Here is a 25,300-nt window from a genome sequence, read left to right as displayed (position 1 = left end):
CCGTTTCTGACCTACGCTGATGCCCGTGAGCACGATTTCCGCTGGCCGCACCGCACTGCGCGCCGCCCGCCGCGTGGTGGTGAAGATCGGCACCAACGCGCTGACGAACGCCACCGGGCGTTTCAACCGCGACCATTTCGATGCGCTGGGCCGGGATTTGTTGTGGGCCGCCCAGGGCCGCGAGCTGGTGGTGGTGTCCAGCGGCGCCATCGCCCTGGGCGTGGAGCGGCTCGGCCTGCCGGGGCGCCCCAAGGATATTCCCGGCAAGCAGGCCTGCGCGGCGGTGGGCCAGAGCCGGCTGATGCAGGCCTATGAGGAGGCCTTCAGCAGCGCGGGCCGGGCGGTGGCGCAGGTGCTCCTCACCCACGAGGACGTGCAGGACCGGCGGCGCTACCTCAACGTGAAGCACGCCCTGGAGCGGCTGCTGGCCGCGGGCGTGGTGCCCGTCATCAACGAGAACGACACCGTCTCCGTGGATGAGCTGAAGTTCGGCGACAACGACACGCTGGCCGGGCTGGTGGCGGGCGTGGTGGAGGCCGAGGCGCTCGTCCTCCTCTCGGACGTGGAGGGCCTCTACACGGGCGACCCGCGCCGGGACGCGGACGCGGAATTGATGCTGGCCGTGGAGCGGGTGACGCCGGAGGTGCTGGCCCTGGCCGGCGGCACCTCCAGCGGCGTGGGCACCGGCGGCATGGCCACCAAGGTGCGCGCCGCCGCGCGGGCCACGGAGCTGGGCATCCGCTGCGTGATTACCTCCGGCGCCGTGCCCGGCCGCCTGCGGGCCGTGCTGGAGGGCGAGCCCGTGGGCACCCTCTTCGAGCCTACCGGCAGCCGCCGCAGCGCCCGGGCCGCGTGGATTGCCCACGCCCTGCGCCCGCGCGGGAAGCTCACCGTGGACGCGGGGGCGCGCGAGGCCATCGTCACCGGCAAGCGCAGCCTGCTGCCCAGCGGCGTGCGCGGCGTGGAGGGCGACTTCGGACGCGGAGACCCGGTGGACCTGGCGGACGAGTCCGGCGCCGTGTTCGCCCGGGGGCTCGCCGCCTATGACGCCACGGAGTTGCGGCGCATCGCCGGCAGGCGCACGGCGGACATCGAGGCGGTGCTGGGCTACCGCTACCTGGACGAGGCGGTGCACCGCGACGACCTGGCGGTGCTGTAGGGGCCCGTGGGGCAGGGGAGGGACCTCCACGCTCCTAGATGGAGGAGGTGGAGGAGCCCTGGCCCTTGTCCTCGCTGAGCTGCATCAGCGCGCGGAACTCCGGCGAGTCCACCTTCATCAGGAGCAGAGACACCTCCAGCTCCCCCGGCACCCGGCCGAGCTGCAGCTTGCGCTGCTGCCCGTGGAGCAGCGCCAGCTCGGAGTGCCCCTTTGCCTCGGGGAGCAGCAAGTCGAGCTGGAGGAGGAAGGAGTCGCCGGTGGCCTTCGGGGTGAGGATCAGCCGGTAGTCGGCATGGGGAGCGCCCGGACGGCGGCGCTCGGCCCTCAGGGTGCGGCCCGTCTCGCCCAGCAGCTTGGGCTGGGCCACGATGCGTCCCTCACGGCGGACCTCCACCGCGAAGTAGAGCGGCTCCGCCCTGGCGGCGGCGGGCGTCACGGCGGAGGACAGCCCCACGAGCAGCGCCAGCCCGGCAACCATGTTTCGGACGAGGGAGGTGCGGCTCATGGTGAGTCCCTTCGAAGCACCCTCGCTGAGCCGGCCGCTCAGCGTCCGGCCGGGCACGGCCCGCCACCGGCGCTTCACACTCATCTAGACGTTCTAGGAATATCCCAGTCGCGCGCCGAGTGCGAGCCCCGTGGGTGGGTTGTTTGCTACCAACCTGTAGAGATACGTGCGCACAGGCGATTACCTGCTTGTCTGTTCAGTCCAGTCCGGATATCGGATCGGACGTGGGCGGGCGCGCCGCCTGTTTCCCATCGTCACGTCCCACCGCCTTGACCCCCCGGGGTCCGCCCGGCATCGTCGCCGACTTCCCGAATGGAACGCACCGAACGCATCCTCGACCTCGTGGCCCTCCTGCTCGACGCGCGCGAGCCCATCTCCTGGGCCGAGCTGCGCGAGCATTTCCCCGCCGACTACGGTGGTTCCGACGACGCCGCCGAGCGCAAGTTCGAGCGCGACAAGGCGGAGCTGGTGGAGCTGGGCTTTCCGCTGACGTACGTGCAGGGCGACGACGAGCGCCGTGACGGCTACATCGTCGACCGCGACGCGTACTACCTGCCGGAGGCGGACCTCTCCAAGGAGGAGCTGGCCGTGCTGTACGCCGCCGGCTCCGCCGCGCTGGCCTCCGGCGCCTTCCCGGGGCGGGACGACCTGGCGCACGCGCTGCGCAAGATTGGCTTCTTCGCCGGCGAGTCGCTGCCCACGCCCCGCGTGCGCATGGAGCTGGGCTCCGTGCAGGAGGGCGAGGAGAAGGAGGTCTCCGCCCGCCTGGAGCAGCTCTGGGACGCGTGCGCCGCGCGCAAGTGGGTGGAGCTGACCTACGCCAGCCCCAAGCACCCCGGCACCACGCAGCGCAGGGTGGACCCGTACGGCCTGGCGCTGCGCCGTGGCGCGTGGACGCTGGTGGGCCACTGCCACCTGCGCGGCGGCCTGCGCACCTTCCACGTGCACCGCATCCGCGAGCTGAAGGTGAACACCGCCCGCCCGCGCACGCCGGACTTCCAGGTGCCGGCCGGCTTCGAGCTGGATGCCCACGTGGCGTACTTCCCGTGGCAGCACCGCTTCCACGAGCCGGTGGAGGTGGTGCTGCGCCTGTCGGGCGCGCTGGCCTCGCGCGCCGCGAGCCTCCTGCCCGGCGCCACGCTGGAGCCGGTGGAGGAGGGCGTCGTGCGCGCCCGCATGAGGGTGTCGTTCCTGGACGGCCTGGTGCGCTTCTGCCTGCAGCTCGGGCCGGACTGCCGGGTGGAAGGGCCACAGAGCGCCCAGGCGCGGCTGAAGGAGATGGCGACCCGCATCCTGGAGCGCCACGCGGATCCGCACGAGAAGGTGAGCGCATGAGCAACGTCCACGAGCGGCTCCGCCGCCTGCTGTTCCTCGTCCCCTACGTGTCCAAGCACCCCGGCGTCACGGTGGAGGCGCTCGCGCGCGCCCTCAACATCAGCCACGAGGACCTGCTGGAGGAGCTGGACCTGCTCACGTGCGTGGGCCGGCCGCCCTTCAACCCGGACGACTACATCGACATCTACGTGGACAATGACCGCGTCTACGTGGACCTGGATCAGCGCCTGTTCGCCCCGCCCCGGCTGACGGCGGGTGAGGCCGCGGCCCTGGCCGCCTCGGCGGAGCTGTTGCGCCCGGCCGCGGGGGACGCCTTGCAGAGCGCCCTCCAGAAGCTGGAGCGCATCCTCCCGCCCTCCACCCGCGAGCGCTACCGGGAGATGTACCGGAAGATCGACGCCTCCACGGAGGCCCCGCAGGCGCTGGCGCCCCTCACCCGCTCCATCATCGAGCGGCTGGAGGTGACCTTCAATTACGCCCGGCCGGGTGGCCCGCCCGAGCCCCGCCGCGTGCGCCCGTACGAGCTGCTCAGCCACCGCGGCCAGTGGTACCTCCAGGGCTTCGACCACATGCGCCAGGACGCGCGCCTGTTCCGGCTGGACCGGATGGAGGACATCACCGTCACGGACACGCCCTTCCTCCCGCCGCCGGACGCGCGGGCGGACGTGCCCAACCCGGCCCGCAGCCGCACGGAGGTGTCCGTCCGCGTGCGCTTCTCCCCGGTGGCCGCTCCGTACGTGAAGGAGCGCTTCGGCCGGGATGCCCGCCCGCTCGCGGACGGGGGCGTCGAGGTGCTGGTGGCCGGCGACAGCGAGCGCTGGCTGACACAGTGGGTGCTGTCCTTCGGCGGCGAGGCGCAGGTGGTGGAACCCGAAAGCGCGCGAGCCGCCGTTGCCCGGGCGGCGCGGGCCTCTGTAGGATTGTAGCCCCCCATGCCTTTCCAGCTGACGATCTCCGAGGGTAGAGAAGCCGGCAAGGAGTTCGTCTTCGACCAGGACTCCGTTCTCATCGGCCGGTCGACGGACTGCGATGTCGCCCTGTTCGACCCGGGCGTCTCCCGCAAGCACTGCCGCATCTTCCTCGACGGCGAGGTGTACGCCGTCGAGGACCAGGGCAGCGCCAACGGTACGCTCGTCAACGGCACGCCCGTGTCCACGCAGGCGCTGGAGGACGGCGACAAGCTGACGCTGGGCCCGGTGACGTTCGTCTTCGCCATCATGGAGGCCTCCACGGGCGAGGAGGAGATTCCCGAGGGTGCGCAGCAGGAGGCGGCGAACAGCACCCGCATCGTCTCCCTGGACGCCCTGAAGCAGCAGCGGCAGCGCAACAAGGGCATGGCACTGGCTCCGGAAGGGGCGGACGAGGAGGAGCTGGAGGAGCTGCGCCAGGGCGCCACCCGGCACAACCTCCGGTCGCTGCGGCCCGTGGCGCCGTCGCAGGGCGGTTCGCGCCCGTCCGGGTCGAAGGCGGCGATTGAGCGCGCGGCCCCGACGTCGCCTCCCACGCGGCGTCCTCCGCCCGCGTCGTCGGTGCCGGCCCGCCCGCGGGCGACAGGCTCCCAGGCGGCGGGGGGCGGCCTGTCCGCGGCCGAGCGCGCCCGCATCCGGCGCGAGTCCCCCGGGCTGGTCGCCAGCGCGAAGCTCTTCTGGGCGGATGCGACCCCGGCCGTGCGCAGCGGCGTCATTGGCGGAGGCGTGGCGCTGGTGCTCGGCTTCTTCGCGCTCCTGTACTGGCTGGTGCTGAGCCAGGGCGAGACGGGGCCCACGGGCGAGGAGCCCGCCATGCTGAGCTCCCAGCCCATCCGGGACTCGTTCGGCCTGGGGCCGGACGTGACGTGGGAGCGCCCGGACATGAAGATCTTCCAGTGGGAGTACACCGCCGCCACACGAGCGGTGGTCATCCTCCACTACCAGGCGCAGGGCATCTCCAAGGACGAGGTGGTGGTGAGCGTCAACGGCGTGGACGTGGGCAAGGTGCCCGCGGACACGCTGGCCAGCCAGGACCGCGCGGTGGAGTTGATGATTCCGGCCGCGAACCTCAAGAAGGGCGAGCCCAACCGCATCATCTTCGACAACGTGAAGAACCCGCCCGGCGAGGAGCCCTGGCGCATCTGGAACGTGTGGGTGGAGCGGGCGCTCCTGCCGGACCTTCCGCCGGAGGAGCTGGAGCGGCAGGCTCGCGAGTCCTTCAAGCGCGGCCAGAAGAGCTTCGAGATGGCGGCCGTCGGCGCGCGCAACGGCTACGAGGCGTGGAAGTCCTTCCGCGAGGCGTGGCTGATGCTGGAGGCCCACCCGGAGCCCCGGCCGGACCTCTACTTCGACGCGCAGGAGCGCATGAAGGTGGCGCAGCAGGCGCTGGACCGCACCTGCGCCAAGCTGCTGCTGGAGGTCGAGGGCTACTACAACCAGGGCAACTACAAGAGCGCCGCCGCCACGCTGGACCACGTGAAGCAGTACTTCCCCGAGTACGACCAGCCGTGCGCCACGCGCGCGGAGAACAAGCGCGCGGAGTACGGCCTCTAGGCCCGGGCCCGCCGTCATGGTCCGTTGGGACGGGGGCTTGCTCCGTCCGGCACCGGACGTTGTCGCCCGCGGGGCATGCGGGCGTAGGGGCCTCGGGTTGCCGGGTCGCGGGGGCGTCCTCACCGTACGGAGGCCATGCGTGACCCGGAGGTGGTGAGCGAGCAGTCAGGTGTCGTGGGCGACAGGGAGCGCGGACTCGCGCGAGCCTCGGGGGCCGTGCCGGAGCACGGGCCCGTGTGGAGCCCCCAGGTCTCCGGGCTGCTGCTGTCGCGCTTCTACCTGCCCCGGGGGCACGCGGTGGTGCAGGGCAACGCGTGCCAGTTGCTCCGCGACGGCGTGGAGGCCTACCCGGCGATGCTGGAGGCCATCCGCCGGGCGCGCCGCTACATCCGGCTGGAGACGTACATGTTCATCACCGACGCCGTCGGTGAGTTGTTCGGCGAGGCGCTGGCGGAGGCGGCCGAGCGCGGCGTGCACGTGAAGGTGCTCTACGACGCGGTGGGCTCGTGGACGAGCCGCCGCGGCTTCTTCGAGTCGCTGCGCCGCCGCGGGGTGGACATCCGGGCCTTCAAGCCCTTCAGCCTGTCCCGCGGGCTGCGCCACCTGCTGCGCCGGGACCACCGGAAGATTCTGGTGGTGGACGGTGAGGTGGCCTTCACGGGCGGGGTGAACATCGCCGCGCACTGGGCGCCGGAGGGGCGGGGGGCGCCGTGGCGCGACGACGTGCTGCGAATCGAAGGGCCGGCGGTGCACGAGCTGGAGCGGCGCTTCCTGGCCACGTGGCGGATGATGTTCCAGGACCGATTCCACCGGCTGGCCACGGGGCTGCGCCACTGGAAGCGCCGGGCGCCCCGGCGGGGGCAGGTGGGGCTGGCGGTGCTGTCCAGCCGGCGGAGCATCCACCGGGCGTACCTGCACGCGATTCAGCGGGCGCGCAGCAGCGTGCTCATCGCCGCGGCGTATTTCATTCCGGACCGACGCATGGTGGCGGCGCTGCGCGAGGCGGCGAGGCGCGGGGTGGAGGTGCACCTCTTGCTCAACGCCCGCAGCGACCACCCCCTCCTGGAGTTCGCCACCCGGGCCTTCTACGAGAAGCTGCTGGGGGCGGGCATCCGCATCTTCGAGTGGCAGCGAGGCGTGCTGCACGCCAAGACGGCGGTGGTGGACGGGGTGTGGGGCACCATCGGCTCGTTCAACCTGGAGCGGCTCAGTCTGGCCTTCAACCACGAGGTGAACGCCGTCTTCGCCGACCCCCGGCTGGGCCGGCAGCTCGAGGACTCGTTCCGCGCCGACTGCGGCCACTGCCGCGAGGTGACGCTGGCCGGGTTCCGCCGCCGGCCCCTCTGGCAGAAGGGGCTGGAGCGGGTGCTGTACGCCTGCCGCAAGGTTCTCTGACGCGCCCGCGGGCGGGCCGCCGGGCGGGTCCCTCCCGTAGCCCGCCGGGGGTGGGGCCGTTACTACGCGGATGTAGCTCCCCGAACCCCCAGCCGGACGCATGGCTCCGATGAGCGGGACTGGACCCTGCCGACGGAACCGTCCGCCCCTGGATGACCGCGCAGGAACCCTTTGCAACGCGTCAAAGGGGGGCCTACAAGTCGGCGCATCCCGCGCACGGAAGGACGGCAACGCACATGACCGACAGTTTTGGGACGAAGTCCCAGCTCAAGGTGGGCTCCGCCACCTACGACTATTTCAGCCTGAGCAAGCTGGCCAAGGCGCACCCCCAGGTGAACCGCCTCCCCGTCTCCCTCAAGGTGTTGCTGGAGAACCTGCTCCGCAACGAGGACGGCCGCGTCGTCAAGCGCGAGCACGTGGAGAAGATGATTGCCTGGGACCCCAAGGCCACCCCGGACGTGGAAATCTCCTTCCACCCCGCCCGCGTGCTCCTCCAGGACTTCACCGGCGTGCCCGCCGTGGTGGACATGGCCGCCATGCGCGAGGCGCTCGCCGCCATGGGCGGTGACCCGGCGAAAATCAACCCGCGCAACCCCGCCGACCTCGTCATCGACCACTCGGTCCAGATTGACGCCTTCGCCACCACCGCGGCCATGGCGGAGAACGCGGAGCTGGAGTTCGAGCGCAACCGCGAGCGCTACGCCTTCCTGCGCTGGGGCCAGGGCGCCTTCAAGGGCTTTGGCGTCGTCCCGCCGGACATCGGCATCTGCCACCAGGTGAACCTGGAGTTCCTCGCCCGCGTGACGTTCCGCGAGGGCACCACCGTCTACCCGGACACGCTGGTGGGCACCGACAGCCACACCACGATGATCAACGGCCTGGGCGTGGTGGGCTGGGGCGTGGGCGGCATCGAGGCCGAGGCCGCGCTGCTCGGCCAGCCGATTACCATGCTCATTCCCCAGGTGGTGGGCTTCAAGCTCACGGGGCAGCTCCCCGCGGGCGCCACCGCCACGGACCTGGTGCTCACCGTCACGCAGATGCTTCGCAAGAAGGGCGTGGTGGGCAAGTTCGTGGAGTTCTTCGGCAGCGGCCTGAAGAACCTGACCCTGCCGGACCGCGCCACCATCGCCAACATGGCGCCCGAGTACGGTGCCACCATCGGCTTCTTCCCGGTGGACGAGGAGAGCCTCAACTACCTGCGCTTCACCGGCCGCCCGGATGACGCCGTGGCCCTCACCGAGGCGTACGCGAAGGAGCAGGGCCTGTGGCGCAAGGACGGCGCCGAGGACCCCGTCTTCAGCGACACGCTGGAGCTGGACCTGGCCACCGTGGTGCCCAGCCTCGCCGGCCCCAAGCGCCCGCAGGACCGTGTCCCCCTCAAGGACATGAAGCCCTCCTACGAGAAGTCGCTGGTGGAGATGCTCGCCGCCGGCAAGAGCAAGGGCGAGGACGAAGAGGGCGGCGCCAAGGGCAAGGCCCCCGCGGCCGAGGTGTCCGCCGAGCGCCTGGCCCAGGCTGTCACCGTGAAGTCCGGCCGCTCCAGCTACCAGCTCGGCCACGGCGCGGTGGTGATTGCGTCGATTACGTCCTGCACCAACACCTCCAACCCGGCGGTGCTGGTGGGCGCGGGCATCCTCGCCAAGAAGGCGGTGGAGCGCGGCCTCAACCCGAAGCCGTGGGTGAAGACGAGCCTGGCTCCGGGCAGCCGCGTCGTCACCGAGTACCTGCGCGAGGCGGGCCTGCTGCCCTACCTGGAGGCCGTGGGCTTCCACGTGGTGGGCTACGGCTGCACCACCTGCATCGGCAACTCCGGCCCGCTGCCGGACCCGGTGGCCAACGCCGTCACCGAGGGCGACCTGGTGGTGGCCGCGGTGCTGTCCGGCAACCGCAACTTCGAGGGCCGCATCAACCCGCACGTGCGCATGAACTACCTGGCCAGCCCGCCGCTGGTGGTGGCCTATGCGCTGGCCGGTGAGGTGGGGTTGGATTTGGACAAGGAGCCGCTGGGCATCGACCCCAACGGCCGCCCGGTGTTCCTCAAGGACATCTGGCCCACGGCCGAGGAAATCCAGGCCACCATCCGCGCCTCCGTGAAGCCGGAGCAGTTCCGCAGCCAGTACGCCAACGCCATGGAGGGCGACGCGCTCTGGCAGCAGCTCCAGGTGAGCAAGGGCTCCACCTTCCAGTGGGACCCGAAGTCCACCTACGTGCGCAAGCCGCCCTTCTTCGAGAACCTGCCCAAGGAGCCGAAGCCGACGCAGGACATCAAGGGCGCGCACGTGCTGGCGCTGCTGGGTGACTCCGTCACCACGGACCACATCTCCCCGGCGGGCAACATCGCCAAGACGAGCCCCGCGGCGAAGTACCTCATGGCCGAGGGCGTGGAGCCGAAGGACTTCAACTCCTACGGCGCCCGGCGCGGCAACCACGAGGTGATGGTGCGCGGCACCTTCGCCAACATCCGCCTGAAGAACCTGCTGGTTCCCGGCGTGGAGGGTGGCGTCACCGTCCACATCCCCACCCGCGAGCGGATGAGCATCTACGACGCCTCCATGAAGTACCAGGCGGAGGGCACGCCGCTGGTGGTGCTGGCCGGCGCGGAGTACGGCACCGGCTCCAGCCGTGACTGGGCCGCCAAGGGCACGCAGCTGCTCGGCGTGAAGGCCGTCATCGCCAAGAGCTTCGAGCGCATCCACCGCTCCAACCTCGTGGGCATGGGCGTGCTCCCGCTCCAGTTCGAGGCGGGCCAGGACGCGCAGTCGCTGGGCCTCACCGGCCACGAGAAGTTCGAGATTACGGGCATCGCGGAGAACCTGGCGCCGCAGAAGAAGCTCACCGTGAAGGCCACGGGTGAGGGCGGCACCAAGGAATTCACCGTGCTGTGCCGCATCGACACGCCGAACGAACTCGACTACTACCGCCACGGCGGCATCCTGCAGTTCGTGCTGCGTCAGCTCGCCAAGGCCTGAGGCCTCGGCCGCTGAGTCTCACCTCGGCCCGTCAGGTGCCCTCGTGGCGCCTGCCGGGCCGTGGTGTTTCAGGGCTCGCGCAGGCGGGCCCAGGCGGCGCGGTAGCGGGCCAGCCGCTCGGCGTCCTTCGGCGTCACCGCCTCCAGCCGGCGCACGTCCATGTTGTCCTCCAGGTCCGCCAGCTTCACCCGCCGGGCGAGCGCGTCCGGCCTCAGCCGCTCGACGAAGGCCTCGTACGTCTCACCCTCGCGTTTGGTGAGGGCGTCCAGCGCGGACAGCACCGGGGCCGGGTAGCCCCGCTCGCGCAGCCGCTCCAGCGTCCAGGGCGTGTCCTCCACCACGTCATGGAGGATGGCCACGGTGCGCTCCTCGTCCGTCTCCAGCCGCATCATCACCCGCAGCGGGTGGAGGATGTAGGGCCGGCCGGCCTTGTCGCGCTGGCCGCGGTGCGCCTCCACCGCGAGGGAGATGGCGTCTTCGAGCGTGGACATGAGGGCCTCCGGGAGAAGGCGGCCCGGGTTCTCGACGGCGCGTGGGGCCGCCATCGCCACCTTGTAGCCGGACACGCCCTCCCCGCGCGAGTGGGGGAGGGCGTGGGCGCACGGCTCAGGGCGAGGCCACGCAGCGGGCCGGGTCCACGTGCCGGCACTGGTGTTGCTCGTTGCTCAGGGGCAGCTCGTACACGTTCTGCAGCACGTCGCTCAGCTCCGCGACGTCCACCGAGGTGGCCTGCCGCTTCCCGGGCTCCTGCAGCACGGTGCTGTACTTCACCTTGCCGGTGGAGGAGACCATGACGGCGGTGGCCGGCTCCGGCGGTGGCGCCAGCACCGCGCGCTCCTGGAAGCGCTGGTTCTCCAGCGACTCGGCGCAGGTGGGCAGGCCGGTGAGGTAGTGCCCCTGGAAGAAGCGGGCCTTGGCGGAGGTGCTGTCACACGCCGTGCCGCTCGTCGCCGGGTAGAGCACGTTCCACAGCGCGCAGCTCGCCACAGTGGACGCGCCACCGGCCGTCTTGTGGTCCATGCCCGAGTACTCCACCAGCCAGCCCGCCCCGTTCGCCGGCGCCCCCGGCGCGGTGCAGTTGCCGGGCGCGGTGCAGGTGATGTTCGTCACATCCACCAGGTCTCCGCTGTCAGGGTGGGTGGCGGTCCGGTCCGTCAGGCGCTCGTCGTCGAACTCCCGGGCCGTCTTCACGCCCGGCGCGGGCGTGGCGCGCCCCTCCTCGAACGTCTGTCCGGGGCCGCCATACACGCGGATGCCGAAGAAGCGGTTCTTCCCCAGCGTGCTCTCGTCGCGGGTGAGCTCCAGGTCCGCGAAGTTGGAGGCCGTGGTGCTGACGTTGAGGCAGCGGAAGTTGCCGGCGGCGTCCTGGCCGCACTCCACGCGCGCCGCGCTCAGCTTGGTGTAGTCCTGGGGGGCGCCGGGGCAGGACTTCACGTCGTACCGTTCGAACTCCGCCGTCACCACCGTGTCGCCCGGGTTGCCGCACGCCGTCTGCGTGGAGGGGGTCGTCGTCAGCTGCGTCTGGAAGATTTCCCCCGGCTTCCAGTACTGCCGCGCCAGGGTGACGTTGCGGCCCACGCGGTCCACCCGGTAGTCCACCTCCACCTCGCCGCAGCCGTACTTCGCGCAGGCCTGCGGGTTGTCGAAGCGGCAGATGCCGGCCTTGTCGTCCAGCAGCGCGTACCGGTCTCCCGTGCCGATGAGGGCCCGCAGCGCGCCCGAGTTCGGCTGGATGCCGATGGAGGGCACGTAATAGAAGGGCCACGTGCGGCTCACGGCCTGGCCGACGCCGGCCGAGCTGCTGGCGTCCCGGTCCATCTGGAAGGCGCGCGCCGCACCCCAGTTCTTGATGAGCTTCGTGGTGGAGTCCACCTCGCCCGGCACGGACATCCGCGCCACCCAGAGCTGGCCGCGCATGTCGCCGAAGACGGCCGTGTCGAAGAAGCCGTCCTGCTTCACCGCCCCGGCGACGCTGTAGTCCACCAGCGCCACCGGCGCTGCCACGCTGTGCGTGAGGTGCCGGGCCGGCCGGTCGTTCTCCTCGGTGGCGTTCGGGTTGTATTCGAACTTCCACCACAGGTTGTCACCGCGGCCGTTCACCTCGGGGTTCCACGCGTCCACCAGGTACACGCCGCGGCCCTTCTCCATGCCGGGGGACCAGCCGCCGGACAGGGCCACCATCCACCGCTCCTGCGTGTCCACGCCGTAGCGCGACACCGGGTCCGTCGCGGCCGGCGGGGCCTTGACCAGCAGCGGGCCGATGGGGGGCGCCTTGGGGCTGAGCGAGAACAGCGTCTTGCCGAAGAGGGCGGCCTCCTCGGAGTCCGGCTGGGGGAACATCCACCGCAGCTTCGGCGGCAGGAAGCGGCCGCTCGTCTCGTCGGCCTCCAGCTCCAGCGCCAGGTAGTGCACGCCGCCGCGGCCCTCGGACACCACCGCCAGCGTCTTGTACTCCGTGGACTGCTTCTTCTCGTCCGCCGCGGTGCCGCCCGAGCCGTCCGCCCAGATGTCGCGCACCATGATGTCGCCGTCCACGAAGTACTGGTGGCCGGACGCCAGCTCGTGCAGCCGCGACAGCAGGTCCGGAGGGATGAAGGCCCACTCCTCCTCGCCCGTGCTGGGGGTGTAGGTGATGAAGGGCAGCCCGCCGGTGCACGTCTCCGTGGCGGTGCTGTCGCGGAAGGCGTGCACCATGCCGTCGTTGGCGCCCACCAGCACCAGCTTGTCGCGCTTGCGGAAGCGGTGCAGGTACGCCTCGTACGCGTCCACGTTGACGTTGTGGCCGCAGCGGACGATGTCCTCCCGCGCCAGCGGCGTGGGCGTCACGCCCAGCGTGTCGCTGTAGAGCGTGCGGGCGCACTGGGTGCTCATGCCCAGGTTGCACAGGAACTTGTCCATGGGCGGGTCCACCAGCACCGGCGAGGAGTGGAAGATGTCGCCCAGCACGGAGCGGCGGACCTCCGTGCGGTTGCCGTTGCCGTCCTCGTCCGCCAGGTCCTGGCCGCGCACGTACTGGATGAGCGTGCGCAGGCACAGGTCGTCCAGCCACTGCTGGCCCGTCACCAGGTCCACCCAGGCCGGGGCCGGCATGCCCATGGCAGTGGCCGCCTGGAGCGGCGTCAGCTTCAGGCCCGTCAAGAGGCTGCCCGGGTCCACGGCCAGCGGCGCGAGCGACTCCAGCTTCGGGCAGGCCGGGGTGCCGACCACGCCCAGGTAGTCCTTCAGGAGGTGGCGGTTGGCGACGGTGAACTCGATGACGTCGTCCGCGGCGCCCAGCCGGCCGTCCGCGCTGGAGTCCGTCACCGTGTAGATTTTGCGCGTGTTCAGGGCGCGCGTCAGCAGGGCCCGGCGCGCCTCCCAGAACTGCCGTGCCGGGGTGGCCGTGCCGTCCTTCACGAAGTTGCCGGTCGAGTCCTCGACGACGATGTCGTTGTCCTGGTCCACCACGAAGATGTCGGCCACGTCGCCGTCGCCGTTCTTGTCGCTGTTCTGGACGAACTCGTTGAACTGGTTGAAGCGCCACAGGTCTCCGCGCCAGGCGCTGCCGGTGGCCGCGGGCGACAGGCGCGGCATCAGCGCGCTGAGCGTGGAGCTGCCCGTCTGGAACGAGGAGATGGCCGCCGCGGCGAAGGCGATGTTGCGGCTCTGCACGTCGTCGACGATGGACTGCAGCGCCGTCTTGAGCTGGCTGGAGTTGGTGGCCGCGAAGAAGCGGCCGCCGCCCACCTCCGCGGTGGTGCGCAGCAGGTTGAGGGCCGGCGTGTTCGTCAGCGCGAAGCCCACGGTATAGGTGGCCACCCCCTGCGTGCCGGTCAGCTCCGGCCGCATGTCGTGGGTCCACATCCATTTGGCGATGCGGTGGATGTGGCTCTCGTCGCCGCCGCTCTCCTCGCCCTGGCCGGCCGCGGCGCAGTTGTCACACGGGACGTTCAAGTCCCGGACGGCCTGGGGAATCTGGGAGTCGCTGTCGCCCGGCTCGTTGGGCTCGCCGTCCGTCAGGAGAATCATCGAGTTGAAGCTGCACGTGAAGCACGCGGAGGCCCGGCCCGGAGAGGCCTCGTCGTTGAAGTCCGGGTCGGACAGGTAGCTGGCGCCGAACCAGCCGGGAAACGGGTCGTCCGCGGCGGTGCTGGCCCGGAAGTAGTAGCTGGAGCCCCACAGCACCTGCGTCAGCGGCGTGCCGGTGTTGAACCGCAGGCCGCTCTTCATCTTCACCAGCAGGTTGTCGCGGTGGGTGTTGCGCGCGGCCGCGTCGTTGGCGTCGGAGCACGCGGGCCCGAAGGGCGCGAAGCGCACCACGTCCTCGCCGTCCCACTTCACCGTGCCCGTCGCCCCGCTGCCCGCGGAGAACGTCATGATGCCGAAGCGCGTCTTCGCCGAATCGCGGATGACCTGGGTGATGACGTTGACGGCGGAGTGGCCGCGTGGGGAGTAGAAGTTGAGGAAGTTGCCCGCCGCCACGCGGCGGTCGGCCTTCCACTGGAAGTAGCCCTTGCGCTGCAGGCAGCTCTGGCAGGCGGCCCGGGCGGCGGCGTCGCTCGCATTGGTGCCGACGAGGTTGGTGCACGCGGCGCTCTCGGAGGTGGTGATGATGGTGCCGGGCGGGTCCAGGTCGAAGCGCACGGGGTTGTTGTTCATGCCGAAGCTCACCTGGGTGCCGGAGCCGTAGCCGTCGAAGCGGTAGAACTTCGCCGGGTCGAACCAGGGGGAGTTCTGGTTCGTCAGCGACAGCCACAGGCGCGGGTAGGTGACGTTCGGGTCGTAGTTGAGCGCGTTGATGTTGCCCTGGCGGCAGCCCGGGTCGGCGCCCGAGGCGTCCTCGTCATAGCTGTGGGAGTCGTTGTTGCTCCACGCCATGGGCCACCACGCCATGGAGCCCGACGTGTCCAGGATGATGAGGATGTTGGGCGGGCCGCTGGGGTTGGTGAAGAAGCGCTCGTCGCTGCCCCGCGCGGGGTTGAGCATGGCGTCCAGGCGCGAGGTGGACTGCAGGGTGCAGGCGGCGGCGTCCAGCGCGTGGGCGCGCGGCGCGGCCAGCAGCACCACCAGCACCGGCAGGGATGTGAGGAGGACCTTCATGGGGGACTCCGGGAGGGGCTGGGTCGGGGGAATCAGATACCGAAGCGGAAGACGAACTCGGTCTCGGCCTGACGGCCGCTCGGCTCGTCACACATGACGACGACGCGGTAGTAGCCACCACCGCCCATGCCCTCGCGCAGGGTGTTGGCCGCGTCGCTCACCTGCTCCTTGGCGCTGCCGAAGCTGGAGGAGGACAGGACGGCCGTCGTTCCGGCGTCCGCGGGGTTGGCGCCGAAGTGGCCGGTGCGCATGGTGGAGCGGTCCGCCGGCTCCGCGTCGTCCATCAGCACCTGCTCCAGCTTGAGGTCCTGGATGGGGGCGGCGAAGGCGCCGTAGACCTGCATGCGGGACAGCAGGTAGCGCCGGGCCGTCTCGGCGCAGGCCTCGACGCGCTCGTTGCGGATGTTGGCCACGGCGGCGGTCCGGTTGCGGCCGGTGAAGGTGATGGTGCCCACCACCATCAGCAGCAGGACGGCCAGGGCGATGAGGGTGATGACCAGGGCGCTGCCCCGGGGGGATGGGAAGCGGTTCATGGATTTCATCCTCCTCCGACGTTGCGGAGGTCCCGCGCGATGGCCGGGTCTCGGTACTCGGGGGTGAAGAAGCTGCGGGAGGTCATGTTGGGCACGCGGATGGAGGTCTCCACCGTGGTGCGGAGGAAGGCGTCCTCCGCGGCCGGCGGCGGGGGCGCGTTGAAGAGCCGGCGAGGCGCGTCGAGGGACTCCGAGGGCTGCTGCCGCGTCGAGCGCACGGTGAGCCCCACGTGCACGGCGCGGATGTTGGCCGGGTGCCCGTTGTAGCGCTCGGCCGCGTCGTACGGCGTCTCGTACTTCGGAGGCGTCGAGCCGGTTGTCGGATGCACCAGGGGGGACTCGTCGCCGAGCAGCCAGCTCGCGCCGGTGCTGGCCGTCCCGTCCGGGGCCACCTGCGCCGCGCAGCACCCGGAGTCCGCCGGCGGGCGGTTCATCTGGTAGGCGACCTGGAAGGACTCGACGTCCGCGACGAGCGGGTCGAAGTCCGCGTCCGCGTGCCAGCCGTGCCGCACCACCAGGTACGGCCGGCCGCCGAACGCCTCCACGCGCAGCCGCTTCTCCTGCACGAGCATGACGAAGGGAGGACGGTTGGCGTCACGCAGGCACTCCGGAATGGCGCCCGCGGGGAGCAGCGGGTCGGCATTGAGGGTGGTGGTGCCCGCGGTGGCGAGCGCGCCGGCGGCGAGCTGGCCCATGAAGAAGTCCAGGCCGCCCGGGCAGGCCACCAGCAGCGTCTGCCCCTGGCGCAGCGGCTGCCCGAAGGTGGTGCCGCCCGCCAGGTTGAGCGTGTACGGCGGGCCTCCGCTGCCGAGCTGGCCGCGGCGCACGTACATGGGGTCCCGGTAGCGGAAGGCCAGGTCGTCGGTGACGAAGGTGCCCCACGTCGTCAGGTCCACGGAGTGGTTGTCCTTCGTGTTCGCCGGCAGCCCGGCGGTCCTGAAGTCGAAGGCCAGAGCCGGGTCCAGCCCGTAGCCCGCCAGCCGCACCGTGCGCCTCACGTAGTCCAGGCCCACCCGGCTGCCCTCCACCGTCTGCTTGGAGAGGGTGTTGGCCTGGAAGACGTTGTTGACGCCGATGATGGTGGCGGCCACCGCCAGCAGCACCACCGAGGAGATGGTGGTGCCAATCAGCACTTCGAGCAGCGTGAAGCCTTCCCGCCGCTGTCGCGCGAGCGCCCTCACAGCTCCACCCCCGCGCCGTTCTTGCTCGGGTCATAGAGGGCGACGTGCTGCTTGATGAAGCGGCGCTGGCCCGCGCTGCTGAAGGACACCACCACCGCCACCGTGTCGATGGTGTCCTCGTGCTGCCAGACCAGGGCGCGGCGGAAGCTGTCCCGGTCCTCCGGGGAGTAGCCCGGGACGAGGTCGAGCTCGGGGCCCGCGGCGTCCTCGAAGGCGTCCAGGTCCACCACGCAGGTGCTGGGGCCGACGAAGGTCTCCAGGCCGCCGGCCAGCGCGAGCACGTTCGCGTCGGTCCGGGTGCAGGACGTGGCGCTCAGCGGCCCCGTCGCCGCGAGGAGGCGGGCACGGCCCTGGGCCTGGATGCCGGCGCGCACCTGCGTCGCGATGGCGCTCGCGTGGGACAGGCGGCGGGCGTCCGCGTTCTGCTGGCTGGCCAGGATGAGCCCGCCGAAGGCGCCGCTGATGCCGAGCGCGAGCACGGCCGCGGCGGCCATGCCTTCGATGAGGGTGGCGCCGCGCTGGGCCGCGCGGCGGAAGGAGGCTGCATTCGTGGGCTTCATCAGCGGGACCTCGAGTCGACGAACCCAACCGGGCCGGAAACGGCGAACAGGAACTCGCTCTGGTTGTCGGAGGACAGCAGCCCCAGCGTCACCGCGCGCTGGAGCGCGCCGGCGCCCGCCGGCAGGACGGGGGCGCCCGCGCCGTCGACGAAGCGCGCCGAGCCGTCCTCGCGGAAGATGATGGCGCCGCGACGCGGGGTGCCGGTGCAGAAGCTGCACGCGGAAGGGGCCAGGCCCGTGAAGACGCCGTCCCACGCGAGCGTGCCGCTGGTGCCGAAGCGCACGCTCCGCTTCGAGTAGGAGTCCAGGTAGACGGACTCCAACCGCGAGCCCTGCTCCGGCGCGAGCTCGACCTGGCCGGGAGGCACGAAGGTGGCGTAGCGCAGGTGGCCGGGCGGCACCGCGCCAGGGGCGTTGAAGTCGAGCTTCCGGTCCTCCACCAGGAACCACGCACCGGAGCCCTGTCCGGGCAGGCCCGCGGTGTTGATGTCCGGGTAGATGATGAGCCACACGTCCGCGTGGCGGTCCACCGCCCGGGCGCGCGCCTCGGACAGCGCGCTGGACAGGTCCGCCGCCGCGTTCTGGGGGCCGGTGCGCGCGCTGAGCTGCTCGTAGCCGGCCCACGACAGCCCCGCGAGGACGCCGATGATGGCCAGGACGACGGACAGCTCCAGCACCGTCAGGCCACGCTGCGCGCGGCGGCTCACTTCGCCACCTCCACGCGCAGGCGCAGGGGCCGCGCGCCCTTGCGCCACACCAGCAGCTCCGCGCTGCCCTGCCGCAGGCCCTGCACCATCACCTGGTCCGGCTCACCCAGCGACACCTGCGCCACGTCGGGGGCGTCCACCCTCACCCGCTCGGCGCCACGCACCGTCAGGTGCGTCTGGTGCTCGGGCGCCACGCGAAGGACCCGGCCGGAGGACTCCGCGCGCTCCGCCTCCTTCGCGAAGTCCGGCTCGGGCGGCGGGGTGGGCTGCGCCAGCGTGGCGGGCGCCGCCAGGGCCAGCAGCAGGGGCGCCCACAGCCATCGGCGCGGGCGCCTGAGGCGTGCCGGAGGGGAGGGGGAGGCTGGGTTCTCGAGCAAGGGCATGGGGGGATGTCCTGCGGTAAACATCGCCCTAGGGGTGGGGCGACTGAGACACGCTGGGTGCATGTGCACACCGTGTGCCTCTGCTTCCGATGAGCCAACCCCGCGTCATCATTGAGGATGCGACGCGAAGCCCGGATACCCCGCAGATTGTGGGGTGTGCAACCTCTGCGAGCTCGCAAACTTTACGAGCAGCCGCGCTGTCCCTGGACGTGCTGGCTGGAATCGCGAGAGCGCCCCGGGGACAGCCCGGCATTGGCGCGCCAACGCGTCACCAGAAGGACTTGCTGCTGCGCAGGGACTTCTTCTCGGACGTGCGCTTCTTGCCCTCGAGGCGCCGCCGCTTCGAGCCCGCGCTGGGCTTGGTGGCCCTGCGCACCTTGGGAACGAAGGTGAGGGCCTTGAGTCCCTCGCGCAGCCGCTCGAGGGCGACGCCCTTGTTCTGCGTCTGGCTGCGGCGCTCGGTGGCGGTGACGGACAGCTCCGTGGGCGGGTGGGTGAGGCGCACGCCGCTGGCGGTGGTGTTGCGGTGCTGGCCGCCCGGACCGGAGGCGATGAAGTAGTCCACCTCGCAGGCGTTCAGCAGCGCCTCGTCATCCAGCGCGAGTGCGGCGAGTGCGGCCTGTCGACGTGCGGGCGAGGTGCTCATGGCATCTCTCAACCTATCCCTCGCGGGCGCTCCCGTGCAGCGCCCTCGTGCGGAGGTCCTCCACGCGTACCTCCCGGCACCCCGCCCGGGAGCCGGGCGCCGGAGCAGGGCTCTCCAAATGAGGTGGTGAGTCTATCAATTTGATTCCATGTCGGAGTGTCCAGGTAGGATTCCTGAGTGATTTCAGTTGGTTGTGTCATGGCCCGGTCGTTGCTCTGGGAAGGCTCATACGCGGTAGACACAGGAGAGAAGACAATGGCCATCCAGACCTGGCAGCTCGACACGACCCACTCCAGCATCGGCTTCACGGTTCGCCACATGGTGGTGGCGAAGGTGCACGGCCGCTTCACCCGCTTCGAGGGGAAGCTGGTGCTGGACGGAGAGGACCTCACGCGGGGCTCGGCGGAGGTGAAGATGGAAGCGGCGAGCCTCGACACGGGCGTGGAGCAGCGTGACAACCACCTGCGCTCGCCTGACTTCTTCGACGTGGCGGCGTTCCCCAAGCTCATCTTCCGCAGCAGGAAGGTGACGGCGTCGGGCAAGGGCCGGTACCTCGTGACGGGCGACCTGACCATCCGCGACGTGACGCGCGAGGTGGTGCTGGACGCGGAGCTGCTGGGGCGGATGAAGGACCCGTGGGGCAACGAGCGCCTCGCCTTCCAGGCCACCACGAGCATCGACCGCAAGGACTTCGGGCTCGTGTGGAACCAGGCGCTGGAGACGGGCGGCGTGCTCGTGGGTGAGCGCGTGGACATCTCCATCGACGTGCAGGCCGTGGCCGCCGCCGCTGAGAAGGCGGCGTGATTCACGGTGGGCCCTCCCGCGAGTCCACGGCCCTGGCCGCGCGCGGGAGGGACTACTGCAGGTTGACGGTGAGGCCGGTGGTGGCAATCCGGCTGTCGGCGCTGGTGGCGACGAGGGTGGTGGTCACGGGGATGCGCGTGGCGGCGCGGTCCGAGTAGATGAAGAGCAGCCGGGAGGTCTGCTCGGAAGTGAAGGTGATGGAGTCCGCGGTGATGCGGTTGGTGGGCGACTGGAGGGTGAGCGTCACCTCGCCGGTGAAGCCCTCCGCGCGTGTCAGCTTCACCATCACCTGGGTGCTCTGCCCCGCGAAGATGTCCACCTGGCGGGGCTCCACGGAGATGGAGAAGTCCGGCTGGGCCGCGGGCGGCGGGAGGATGACGACGTAGAACCTGGCGCCCGAGGCGAAGTCCTTGGCGGCATCCTCCGCCAGCAGCAGCGTCGAGTTGACGCCCGTCTGCGTCGTGTTCGCGTCCACCGCGAGGGTGGGGGTGGCGGTGACGCTCTCCTCGCCCGCGGGCAGGACGACGTCGGGCGCGAGGGTGACTCCCGCGGGGGCGTTCTGCAGGCTGAGGCGGACCTCGCCGGGAGTCTCGTTGCTCAGGCGGGCCAGCGTGATTTCCACGGGCACGGACTCGCCGGGCGCGAGGGTGACGGTGTCAGGGGCGTCCACGGCGATTTGATAGTAGGGCGCGTCCGTGGTGCAGGCGGCGGCGAACACGCAGCCGAGGAGGAAGAGGCTCTGGCGGAGGGTGGACATCATGGTCGTGGGTCTCCTGAGAAGAGGCCAGCATGGGTCCACCCCGCCGTGCGGGCAAGGCGTCCCGCTCGTGGGCGTGCTCAGCGGAACACCGCCATGGCTACGTAGAAGGCGCGCATGGGTGGGGGCAGACCTCCAGGGAATCTAGTGTGCCGCCCCCTTCCGGCGTGAGGCCGCGCGCGGAGAGCACGCGAAACCAGGGGCGTAGACCTTCCGGACGGGCCGTCCGTTGAAGAGTCGAAAGCGCGCGCAGGACCCATCCGAAACCGCTGTTTCCGACCCCCTTGGAGAACGCCATGGACCTCAAGTCCCTGTCGCGGGCCGTCCTCTCGGCCGCGCTCGCCACCACCCTGTCCGCTTCCCCGGCCCTGGCCGAGGACCGCGTCGCGGCCCCGACCGCCACCCCGACGACGAAGCCCGCCGCGACGAAGCCCGCCGAGGCCACGAAGCCCGCGCCTCCGCCCCAGCAGACCCAGGTGGCGCCGAACCAGGCCCAGGGCCAGCGGCCGGAAATCGAGGTGGTCTTCGTGCTCGACACCACCGGCTCCATGGGCGGCCTGCTGGAGGGCGCGAAGCGGAAGATCTACTCCATCGCCTCTCGCATCGCGCAGGGCCGGCCGACGCCGCACCTCAAGGTCGGTCTGGTGGCGTACCGCGACGTGGGCGATGACTACGTGACGAAGCGCTTCGACCTGAGCGACGACCTGGACACCGTCTTCGCCAACCTGCGCAAGTTCCAGGCGGGCGGTGGCGGTGACACGCCCGAGCACGTGGGCCGCGGCCTCGGCGAGGCCGTGTCCAAGCTCTCCTGGAGCCAGAACCGCGAGGTGATGAAGGTCATCTTCCTGGTGGGCGACGCGCCCCCGGCGGAGCGGCAGGACGACTGGAACTACAAGCACTGGGCGAAGCGGGCACGGGACAAGCACATCGTGGTGAACACGGTGCGCTGCGGCGGGGACCCCGAGACGGAGACGGCCTGGCGCTACGCGGCGAAGCTGACGGACGGCACGTTCGACACCATCGACCAGTCGGGTGGCATGGTGGCCGTGGCGACGCCGTACGACGCGGAGCTGGCGAAGGTGAACGCGGAGCTGGCGTCGAAGACGCTCTACACCGGCCGCGCCGAGGTGCAGGCGGCGAACCGGGCCCGGGCAGACGCCATGGCGAGCCTTGCTCCCGAGGCGGCGGCCGAGCGCATCAGCTTCATGAAGAAGACGCGCGCGGCGAAGAAGCCCGCGGGGGCCGCCGCGCCCGCCATGGAGAGCAGCGCCCCGGCCGCGGTGGGCGGAGCGGTGGACCTCGTGGATGCCCCCGCGGCACTGGCGAGCGTGAAGGACGAGGAGCTGCCGACGGAGCTGAAGGGCCTCGACAAGGAGGCGCAGGCCGCGAAGGTGAAGCAGCTCGCCGAGGAGAAGAAGGCGCTGGAGGTGAAGGCCGCGAAGCTCGCCGCGGACCGCGACGCATGGCTCTCGAAGAATGTGTCGGAGAAGGAGGACGCCTTCGACGCCAACGTGATGAAGGGGGTGAAGGCCCAGGCCGCCAGGTACGGCCTCACGTACTGATGAAGGATGGGGATGCGTCCTACCGCGGAGCCACCTCGACCACGCGGTAGCAGGAACGGTAGCTCGGGCGTGTTCGGATTGCCCGGGGCCAGAGGGCCCGCGAAGCCCCTGGCCCCGCTTCCCAGGCCACCGCTTCCCGCCATGTCAGCCCCCGGCCGCCGGTGTTTGGAGTGGAGCGTCCGTTCCGCATTCGGGTGAATCGAGAGGCCGCGGTCCCGAGAGCACGGGGGCGCGGTTTTTCGTCACTCTCGCGTCACCGCCTGCAGCACCACTTCCCGGCGCTGCTCCAGCAGCCGCAGCGCCAGGGGCAGCAGCCCGCGGTACAGCGCCACGTTGAGCCCGGCGCACAGGGCAATCATCGCCGCCGTCTGCCACGTGGGCCCTTCCTTCCCGGCCAGTTTCAGCGCCCAGCCGAACGGCATGCACCCGGCGCTGGCCGCGAGGATGCCGAGCATCGACGCCGTCAGCGGCACCTTGTCGCGCCGCTTCAGGCTCGCGTGGAACTTCACCGGAAAGTACAGCGACAGGAAGTTGCCCGCCGCCAGCAGCACCGGCAGCAGCGCCACCACCGCCGCCATGGCGCACAGCAGGTCCACCTCCGTCCCGAAGCCGAAGTACACCCGGTAGAAGAGCCCCACCAGCACCGCCATGCCGAGCGCCCCGCCGGCCTGCACCCGGTTCTTCGCCCGCAGCACGTCCGCCAGGTCCATGGGCGCCGCCAGGAACACCGCGAAGCCCTGCCCGTCGTACCCGAACGTGTTCTGGGAGAACGTCGACGCAATCACCACCGCGCCGTAGATGCACAGGCCGCCCATCAGCCACGCGTCCGCGCTGTGCCCCAGCAGGTAGACGAAGAGGTCCCTCCCGGACAGCAGCTTCAAGAGAATCGCCAGGATGAAGGGCACCGACGCCAGCAGCCGCGCGCGCGGGTTTCGCCACAAGTCCAGCGCCTCACGCGTCACCAGCGTGGAGAACCGCGTCCGCGTCCGCGCGAAGGGGTTGGCGTCCCCGGAGTCCTTCCCCTGCGAGCCCGCGCGCCCCGCCTGCCGGTGGAAGCGCAAGAGCAGCGCGTACGCCACCGCCATGCCCACCGCCGCGAAGAAGAAGAGGCCCGCCGCCTCCACTAGCGCCACCCTCGGGCGCCCCCATGCGAGCTGCCCCAGCCCGTCGCCGAAGAAGCCCGGCGGCACCCGCCCCAGCGCCACCGCCGCGTTGATGATGAGCGACATGTCCAGCGCGCCCACCCCCGCCTCGCCCACCGCCGTCAGCCACGACGTGTCGATGGGCGGGATGAACGACGCGGCCACCAGGAACGCCACGAGCCCCCCGCCCATGATTTCCGCGCTGCGCTTCTCCCGCAGCACGTTGATGACCGCGTACAGCGCCACCCGGCTCCACGCCGCGCACAAGAGCGCGAACAGCACGTACAGCACCACCGCCAGCCATGGCGCCGTCAGCCGGTACACCGACGCGTACCCCAGCGCCGCCCCCGTGAGCGGCGCGTAGAACACCAGCGCGCGAGGCTCGAAGAGGCTCGCCACCGTGGAGGCGATGAGCAGCCGCCAGGGCGAAATCGGAAACGCCGCGTACCGGCTCAGCTCCGAGTGGTCATCCACGCCCGCCGACAACAGCGGCCACGTCACCCACACCGAGAAGGTGACGAAGCACAGCAGGTTGAGGATGAAGTACGGCCACACGTCGCTCTCCGCGACGGGGCGCAGCCGCATCAACGCGAAGAAGAACAGCCCCAGGAAGAAGCCCGGCGCGCTCGACGCCAGGAACGCGCCCACCGCCAGCAGCCGGCTTCTGCCCGGCCCCCGGTTGAGTCCGATGTCGAAGCGCAGCCCCCACAGCAGCCACAGGTGCCGCAGGAAGCCGGGCACGGCGGGGCGGCTCATGCGGACTCCCGGCGCAGCGCCGCCGCCGGCGCGGGCGCGTCCCCGTAGAAGGACAGGCGCGCGTTGCGCGAGGCCGGCACGGCGATGAGCTTCTCGAACACCGCCTCCAGCGAGGGGCAGTCGTACCGCTCCAGCAGCGTCCCCACCGGGCCCTGGTCCAGCATCCGCCCGCCGCGGATGATGCCCGCGTGCGTGGCCAGCCGCTCCGCGATTTCCAGCACGTGCGTCGTCAAGAGCAGCGTCACCCCGCGCCGGCTCAGCTCGCGCAACAGCTCGCGGATGACGCCCGCCGCCAGCACGTCGATGCCCTCGAAGGGCTCGTCCAGCAGCACCAGCTCCGGCGCGTGGATGAGCGCCGCGGCGATGGCCAGCCGCCGCCGCATGCCCTTGGAGTACTCCGCCACCAGCGAGCCCGCCTTGTACGTGAGCTCCGTCAGCTCCAGCAGCTCCGTGGCCCGGGACGCGGCCTCGTCGCCGTCCAGCCCGTACATGCGCGCGCAGAAGGTGAGGTACTGCCGGCCGGTGAGCCGCTCGAAGAGGCTCAGCTCCTCCGGCACCACGCCCACGCGCCGCTTCACCTCCATGGGCTTCGCCACCGCGTCCACGCCCAGCATGCGGATGGTGCCCGCGTCCGGGCCGTACACCCCCGTCAGCAGCGCGATGCTGGTGGACTTGCCGGCCCCGTTGGGCCCCAGGTACGCGTAGAAGGCGCCGCGAGGAATCTGGAGGTCCAGCCCGTTGAGCGCGGTGAAGCCGCCAAAGCGCTTGAGCAGCCCGCGAGCGTCGACGGCCAGGTCATCGGAAGGAGGGGGCGTCATGGAGAGTGCCCACCATCACACCCGAGCCCGGCCCCCCGGTACAGCCCCCATCGGACAATGGGGGGATGCCTCGAAGCCCGTCAGTGGACGAAGGCCATCTCCGGCGGGCCGGCGATCTGCTGCACCGTCATCCGCACCTTGTCCAGGTCCACCGGCTTGGAGATGTAGCCGGCCGCGCCCACCAGCTCCGCCTCCCACTCGAAGCCGTAGCCGGAGATGATGATGATGGGCAGGCCGCGCGCGCGCGGCATCTTCTTCAGCGCGTCCAGCAGCCCCCAGCCGCTCATGACGGGCATCCGGAGGTCCAGCAGCACCGCGGAGGGCATGTCGCCCTCGAGCAGGTCCAGCGCCTCGCGGCCGTTGGCCGCCTGGACTGTTCGGTAGCCCATCTCCTCGAGGGCATCGCAGATGAGCGTGCGGTGACTCGCGTCGTCATCGACGACCAGGATGTGGGACATGGCAGGGCCTCAAGGGGTGCGGCGGCTTC

General features: G+C 71.0%; 21 protein-coding genes. 8 read left to right on the top strand and 13 right to left on the bottom strand.

Going from position 1 to position 25,300, the window contains the following annotated elements; genetic code table 11:
- Nucleotides 1–25 precede the first annotated feature (25 nt).
- Nucleotides 26–1,159: a glutamate 5-kinase gene (gene proB, locus K8638_RS00385; protein ID WP_223752356.1), complete on the top strand. Its 1,134-nt coding sequence runs from the start codon at nucleotides 26–28 to the stop codon at nucleotides 1,157–1,159.
- A gap of 34 nt (nucleotides 1,160–1,193) precedes the next feature.
- On the opposite strand, the gene K8638_RS00380 is transcribed toward proB, so the two are convergent.
- Nucleotides 1,194–1,664: a hypothetical protein gene (locus K8638_RS00380; RefSeq protein WP_223752355.1), complete on the bottom strand. Its 471-nt coding sequence runs from the start codon at nucleotides 1,662–1,664 to the stop codon at nucleotides 1,194–1,196.
- A 312-nt stretch (nucleotides 1,665–1,976) separates the two neighbouring features.
- On the opposite strand from K8638_RS00380, the gene K8638_RS00375 reads away from it, so the two are divergent.
- The 5 genes from K8638_RS00375 to acnA all read left to right on the top strand — a co-directional run bounded on the left by K8638_RS00375 (nucleotide 1,977) and on the right by acnA (nucleotide 9,885).
- Nucleotides 1,977–2,999 (top strand): YafY family protein, encoded by a 1,023-nt coding sequence (locus K8638_RS00375; protein WP_223752354.1) that lies wholly within the window; start codon nucleotides 1,977–1,979, stop codon nucleotides 2,997–2,999.
- On the top strand, nucleotides 2,996–3,925 hold the full coding sequence (locus K8638_RS00370; protein ID WP_223752353.1) for a WYL domain-containing protein: 930 nt from the start codon (nucleotides 2,996–2,998) through the stop codon (nucleotides 3,923–3,925). Before K8638_RS00375 ends, K8638_RS00370 begins: the two co-directional genes overlap by 4 nt.
- Before the next feature lie 6 nt (nucleotides 3,926–3,931).
- The gene (locus K8638_RS00365) at nucleotides 3,932–5,521 is read left to right on the top strand and encodes an FHA domain-containing protein (protein ID WP_223752352.1); all 1,590 of its coding nucleotides are present in this window, start codon (nucleotides 3,932–3,934) and stop codon (nucleotides 5,519–5,521) included.
- Between the two features lie 135 nt (nucleotides 5,522–5,656).
- On the top strand, nucleotides 5,657–6,916 hold the full coding sequence (locus K8638_RS00360) for a phosphatidylserine/phosphatidylglycerophosphate/cardiolipin synthase family protein (protein WP_223752351.1): 1,260 nt from the start codon (nucleotides 5,657–5,659) through the stop codon (nucleotides 6,914–6,916).
- Nucleotides 6,917–7,152: 236 nt separating this feature from the next.
- Entirely contained in the window at nucleotides 7,153–9,885 is a 2,733-nt protein-coding gene (gene acnA / locus K8638_RS00355) for an aconitate hydratase AcnA (protein ID WP_223752350.1), read from the top strand.
- A gap of 68 nt (nucleotides 9,886–9,953) precedes the next feature.
- Here the strand turns inward: acnA and K8638_RS00350 are convergent, their stop codons facing one another.
- The 8 genes from K8638_RS00350 to K8638_RS00315 all read right to left on the bottom strand — a co-directional run bounded on the left by K8638_RS00350 (nucleotide 9,954) and on the right by K8638_RS00315 (nucleotide 18,974).
- Nucleotides 9,954–10,376 (bottom strand): HD domain-containing protein, encoded by a 423-nt coding sequence (locus K8638_RS00350; protein ID WP_223752349.1) that lies wholly within the window; start codon nucleotides 10,374–10,376, stop codon nucleotides 9,954–9,956.
- 115 nt (nucleotides 10,377–10,491) lie between these two features.
- A complete protein-coding gene (locus K8638_RS00345) occupies nucleotides 10,492–14,964 on the bottom strand; it encodes a PilC/PilY family type IV pilus protein (RefSeq protein WP_223752348.1) in 4,473 nt (1,490 codons plus the stop codon).
- Nucleotides 14,965–14,996: 32 nt separating this feature from the next.
- Nucleotides 14,997–15,497, bottom strand: a complete 501-nt coding sequence (locus K8638_RS00340; protein WP_223752347.1) for a hypothetical protein — start codon at nucleotides 15,495–15,497, stop codon at nucleotides 14,997–14,999.
- A gap of 5 nt (nucleotides 15,498–15,502) precedes the next feature.
- Nucleotides 15,503–16,678, bottom strand: a complete 1,176-nt coding sequence (locus tag K8638_RS45070) for a PilW family protein (RefSeq protein WP_223752346.1) — start codon at nucleotides 16,676–16,678, stop codon at nucleotides 15,503–15,505.
- Nucleotides 16,675–17,238 (bottom strand): type II secretion system protein, encoded by a 564-nt coding sequence (locus K8638_RS00330; RefSeq protein WP_223752345.1) that lies wholly within the window; start codon nucleotides 17,236–17,238, stop codon nucleotides 16,675–16,677. Before K8638_RS00330 ends, K8638_RS45070 begins: the two co-directional genes overlap by 4 nt.
- Nucleotides 17,238–17,945, bottom strand: a complete 708-nt coding sequence (locus K8638_RS00325) for a GspH/FimT family pseudopilin (RefSeq protein ID WP_223752344.1) — start codon at nucleotides 17,943–17,945, stop codon at nucleotides 17,238–17,240. The genes K8638_RS00330 and K8638_RS00325 overlap by 1 nt, the downstream gene beginning before the upstream one ends.
- Nucleotides 17,942–18,328, bottom strand: a complete 387-nt coding sequence (locus K8638_RS00320) for a pilus assembly protein N-terminal domain-containing protein (protein ID WP_223752343.1) — start codon at nucleotides 18,326–18,328, stop codon at nucleotides 17,942–17,944. The genes K8638_RS00325 and K8638_RS00320 overlap by 4 nt, the downstream gene beginning before the upstream one ends.
- Nucleotides 18,329–18,596: 268 nt before the next feature.
- Nucleotides 18,597–18,974, bottom strand: coding sequence for a peptide chain release factor-like protein (locus tag K8638_RS00315; protein ID WP_223752342.1), 378 nt, complete (start codon nucleotides 18,972–18,974; stop codon nucleotides 18,597–18,599).
- Between the two features lie 255 nt (nucleotides 18,975–19,229).
- Between K8638_RS00315 and K8638_RS00310 the strand changes: the two genes are divergently transcribed.
- On the top strand, nucleotides 19,230–19,778 hold the full coding sequence (locus K8638_RS00310; RefSeq protein ID WP_223752341.1) for a YceI family protein: 549 nt from the start codon (nucleotides 19,230–19,232) through the stop codon (nucleotides 19,776–19,778).
- A 52-nt stretch (nucleotides 19,779–19,830) separates the two neighbouring features.
- On the opposite strand, the gene K8638_RS00305 is transcribed toward K8638_RS00310, so the two are convergent.
- On the bottom strand, nucleotides 19,831–20,538 hold the full coding sequence (locus tag K8638_RS00305; RefSeq protein ID WP_223752340.1) for a hypothetical protein: 708 nt from the start codon (nucleotides 20,536–20,538) through the stop codon (nucleotides 19,831–19,833).
- A gap of 293 nt (nucleotides 20,539–20,831) precedes the next feature.
- Here K8638_RS00305 and K8638_RS00300 point away from each other — a divergent pair, with 293 nt between their 5' ends.
- Entirely contained in the window at nucleotides 20,832–22,097 is a 1,266-nt protein-coding gene (locus K8638_RS00300) for a VWA domain-containing protein (protein WP_223752339.1), read from the top strand.
- 242 nt (nucleotides 22,098–22,339) lie between these two features.
- On the opposite strand, the gene K8638_RS00295 is transcribed toward K8638_RS00300, so the two are convergent.
- From K8638_RS00295 to K8638_RS00285, 3 genes are all read right to left on the bottom strand, one after another.
- The gene (locus K8638_RS00295; protein ID WP_223752338.1) at nucleotides 22,340–23,995 is read right to left on the bottom strand and encodes a hypothetical protein; all 1,656 of its coding nucleotides are present in this window, start codon (nucleotides 23,993–23,995) and stop codon (nucleotides 22,340–22,342) included.
- Entirely contained in the window at nucleotides 23,992–24,813 is an 822-nt protein-coding gene (locus K8638_RS00290) for an ABC transporter ATP-binding protein (RefSeq protein WP_223752337.1), read from the bottom strand. The genes K8638_RS00295 and K8638_RS00290 overlap by 4 nt, the downstream gene beginning before the upstream one ends.
- Nucleotides 24,814–24,893: 80 nt before the next feature.
- Nucleotides 24,894–25,271 (bottom strand): response regulator, encoded by a 378-nt coding sequence (locus tag K8638_RS00285; protein WP_163996180.1) that lies wholly within the window; start codon nucleotides 25,269–25,271, stop codon nucleotides 24,894–24,896.
- Nucleotides 25,272–25,300 lie beyond the last annotated feature (29 nt).

Source organism: Myxococcus sp. RHSTA-1-4 (assembly GCF_020037125.1).
Classification (GTDB): Bacteria; Myxococcota; Myxococcia; order Myxococcales; family Myxococcaceae; genus Myxococcus.
The sequence above is the reverse complement of the archived record's forward strand: the minus strand, read 5'-3'. Positions and strand labels throughout refer to the sequence as shown.

Excerpts from the sequence above, each read along its gene's own strand:
- K8638_RS00300 (WP_223752339.1), top strand. The coding sequence starts at position 20,832 with ATGGACCTCAAGTCCCTGTCGCGGGCCGTCCTCTCGGCCGCGCTCGCC.
- K8638_RS00315 (WP_223752342.1), bottom strand. The coding sequence starts at position 18,974 with ATGAGCACCTCGCCCGCACGTCGACAGGCCGCACTCGCCGCACTCGCG.
- acnA (WP_223752350.1), top strand. The coding sequence starts at position 7,153 with ATGACCGACAGTTTTGGGACGAAGTCCCAGCTCAAGGTGGGCTCCGCC.
- K8638_RS00340 (WP_223752347.1), bottom strand. The coding sequence starts at position 15,497 with ATGAACCGCTTCCCATCCCCCCGGGGCAGCGCCCTGGTCATCACCCTC.
- K8638_RS00365 (WP_223752352.1), top strand. The coding sequence starts at position 3,932 with ATGCCTTTCCAGCTGACGATCTCCGAGGGTAGAGAAGCCGGCAAGGAG.
- K8638_RS00375 (WP_223752354.1), top strand. The coding sequence starts at position 1,977 with ATGGAACGCACCGAACGCATCCTCGACCTCGTGGCCCTCCTGCTCGAC.
- K8638_RS00310 (WP_223752341.1), top strand. The coding sequence starts at position 19,230 with ATGGCCATCCAGACCTGGCAGCTCGACACGACCCACTCCAGCATCGGC.
- K8638_RS00295 (WP_223752338.1), bottom strand. The coding sequence starts at position 23,995 with ATGAGCCGCCCCGCCGTGCCCGGCTTCCTGCGGCACCTGTGGCTGCTG.
- K8638_RS00305 (WP_223752340.1), bottom strand. The coding sequence starts at position 20,538 with ATGATGTCCACCCTCCGCCAGAGCCTCTTCCTCCTCGGCTGCGTGTTC.
- K8638_RS00370 (WP_223752353.1), top strand. The coding sequence starts at position 2,996 with ATGAGCAACGTCCACGAGCGGCTCCGCCGCCTGCTGTTCCTCGTCCCC.
- K8638_RS00330 (WP_223752345.1), bottom strand. The coding sequence starts at position 17,238 with ATGAAGCCCACGAATGCAGCCTCCTTCCGCCGCGCGGCCCAGCGCGGC.
- K8638_RS00350 (WP_223752349.1), bottom strand. The coding sequence starts at position 10,376 with ATGTCCACGCTCGAAGACGCCATCTCCCTCGCGGTGGAGGCGCACCGC.
- K8638_RS00320 (WP_223752343.1), bottom strand. The coding sequence starts at position 18,328 with ATGCCCTTGCTCGAGAACCCAGCCTCCCCCTCCCCTCCGGCACGCCTC.
- K8638_RS00285 (WP_163996180.1), bottom strand. The coding sequence starts at position 25,271 with ATGTCCCACATCCTGGTCGTCGATGACGACGCGAGTCACCGCACGCTC.
- K8638_RS00290 (WP_223752337.1), bottom strand. The coding sequence starts at position 24,813 with ATGACGCCCCCTCCTTCCGATGACCTGGCCGTCGACGCTCGCGGGCTG.
- K8638_RS00380 (WP_223752355.1), bottom strand. The coding sequence starts at position 1,664 with ATGAGCCGCACCTCCCTCGTCCGAAACATGGTTGCCGGGCTGGCGCTG.
- K8638_RS00360 (WP_223752351.1), top strand. The coding sequence starts at position 5,657 with ATGCGTGACCCGGAGGTGGTGAGCGAGCAGTCAGGTGTCGTGGGCGAC.
- K8638_RS00345 (WP_223752348.1), bottom strand. The coding sequence starts at position 14,964 with ATGAAGGTCCTCCTCACATCCCTGCCGGTGCTGGTGGTGCTGCTGGCC.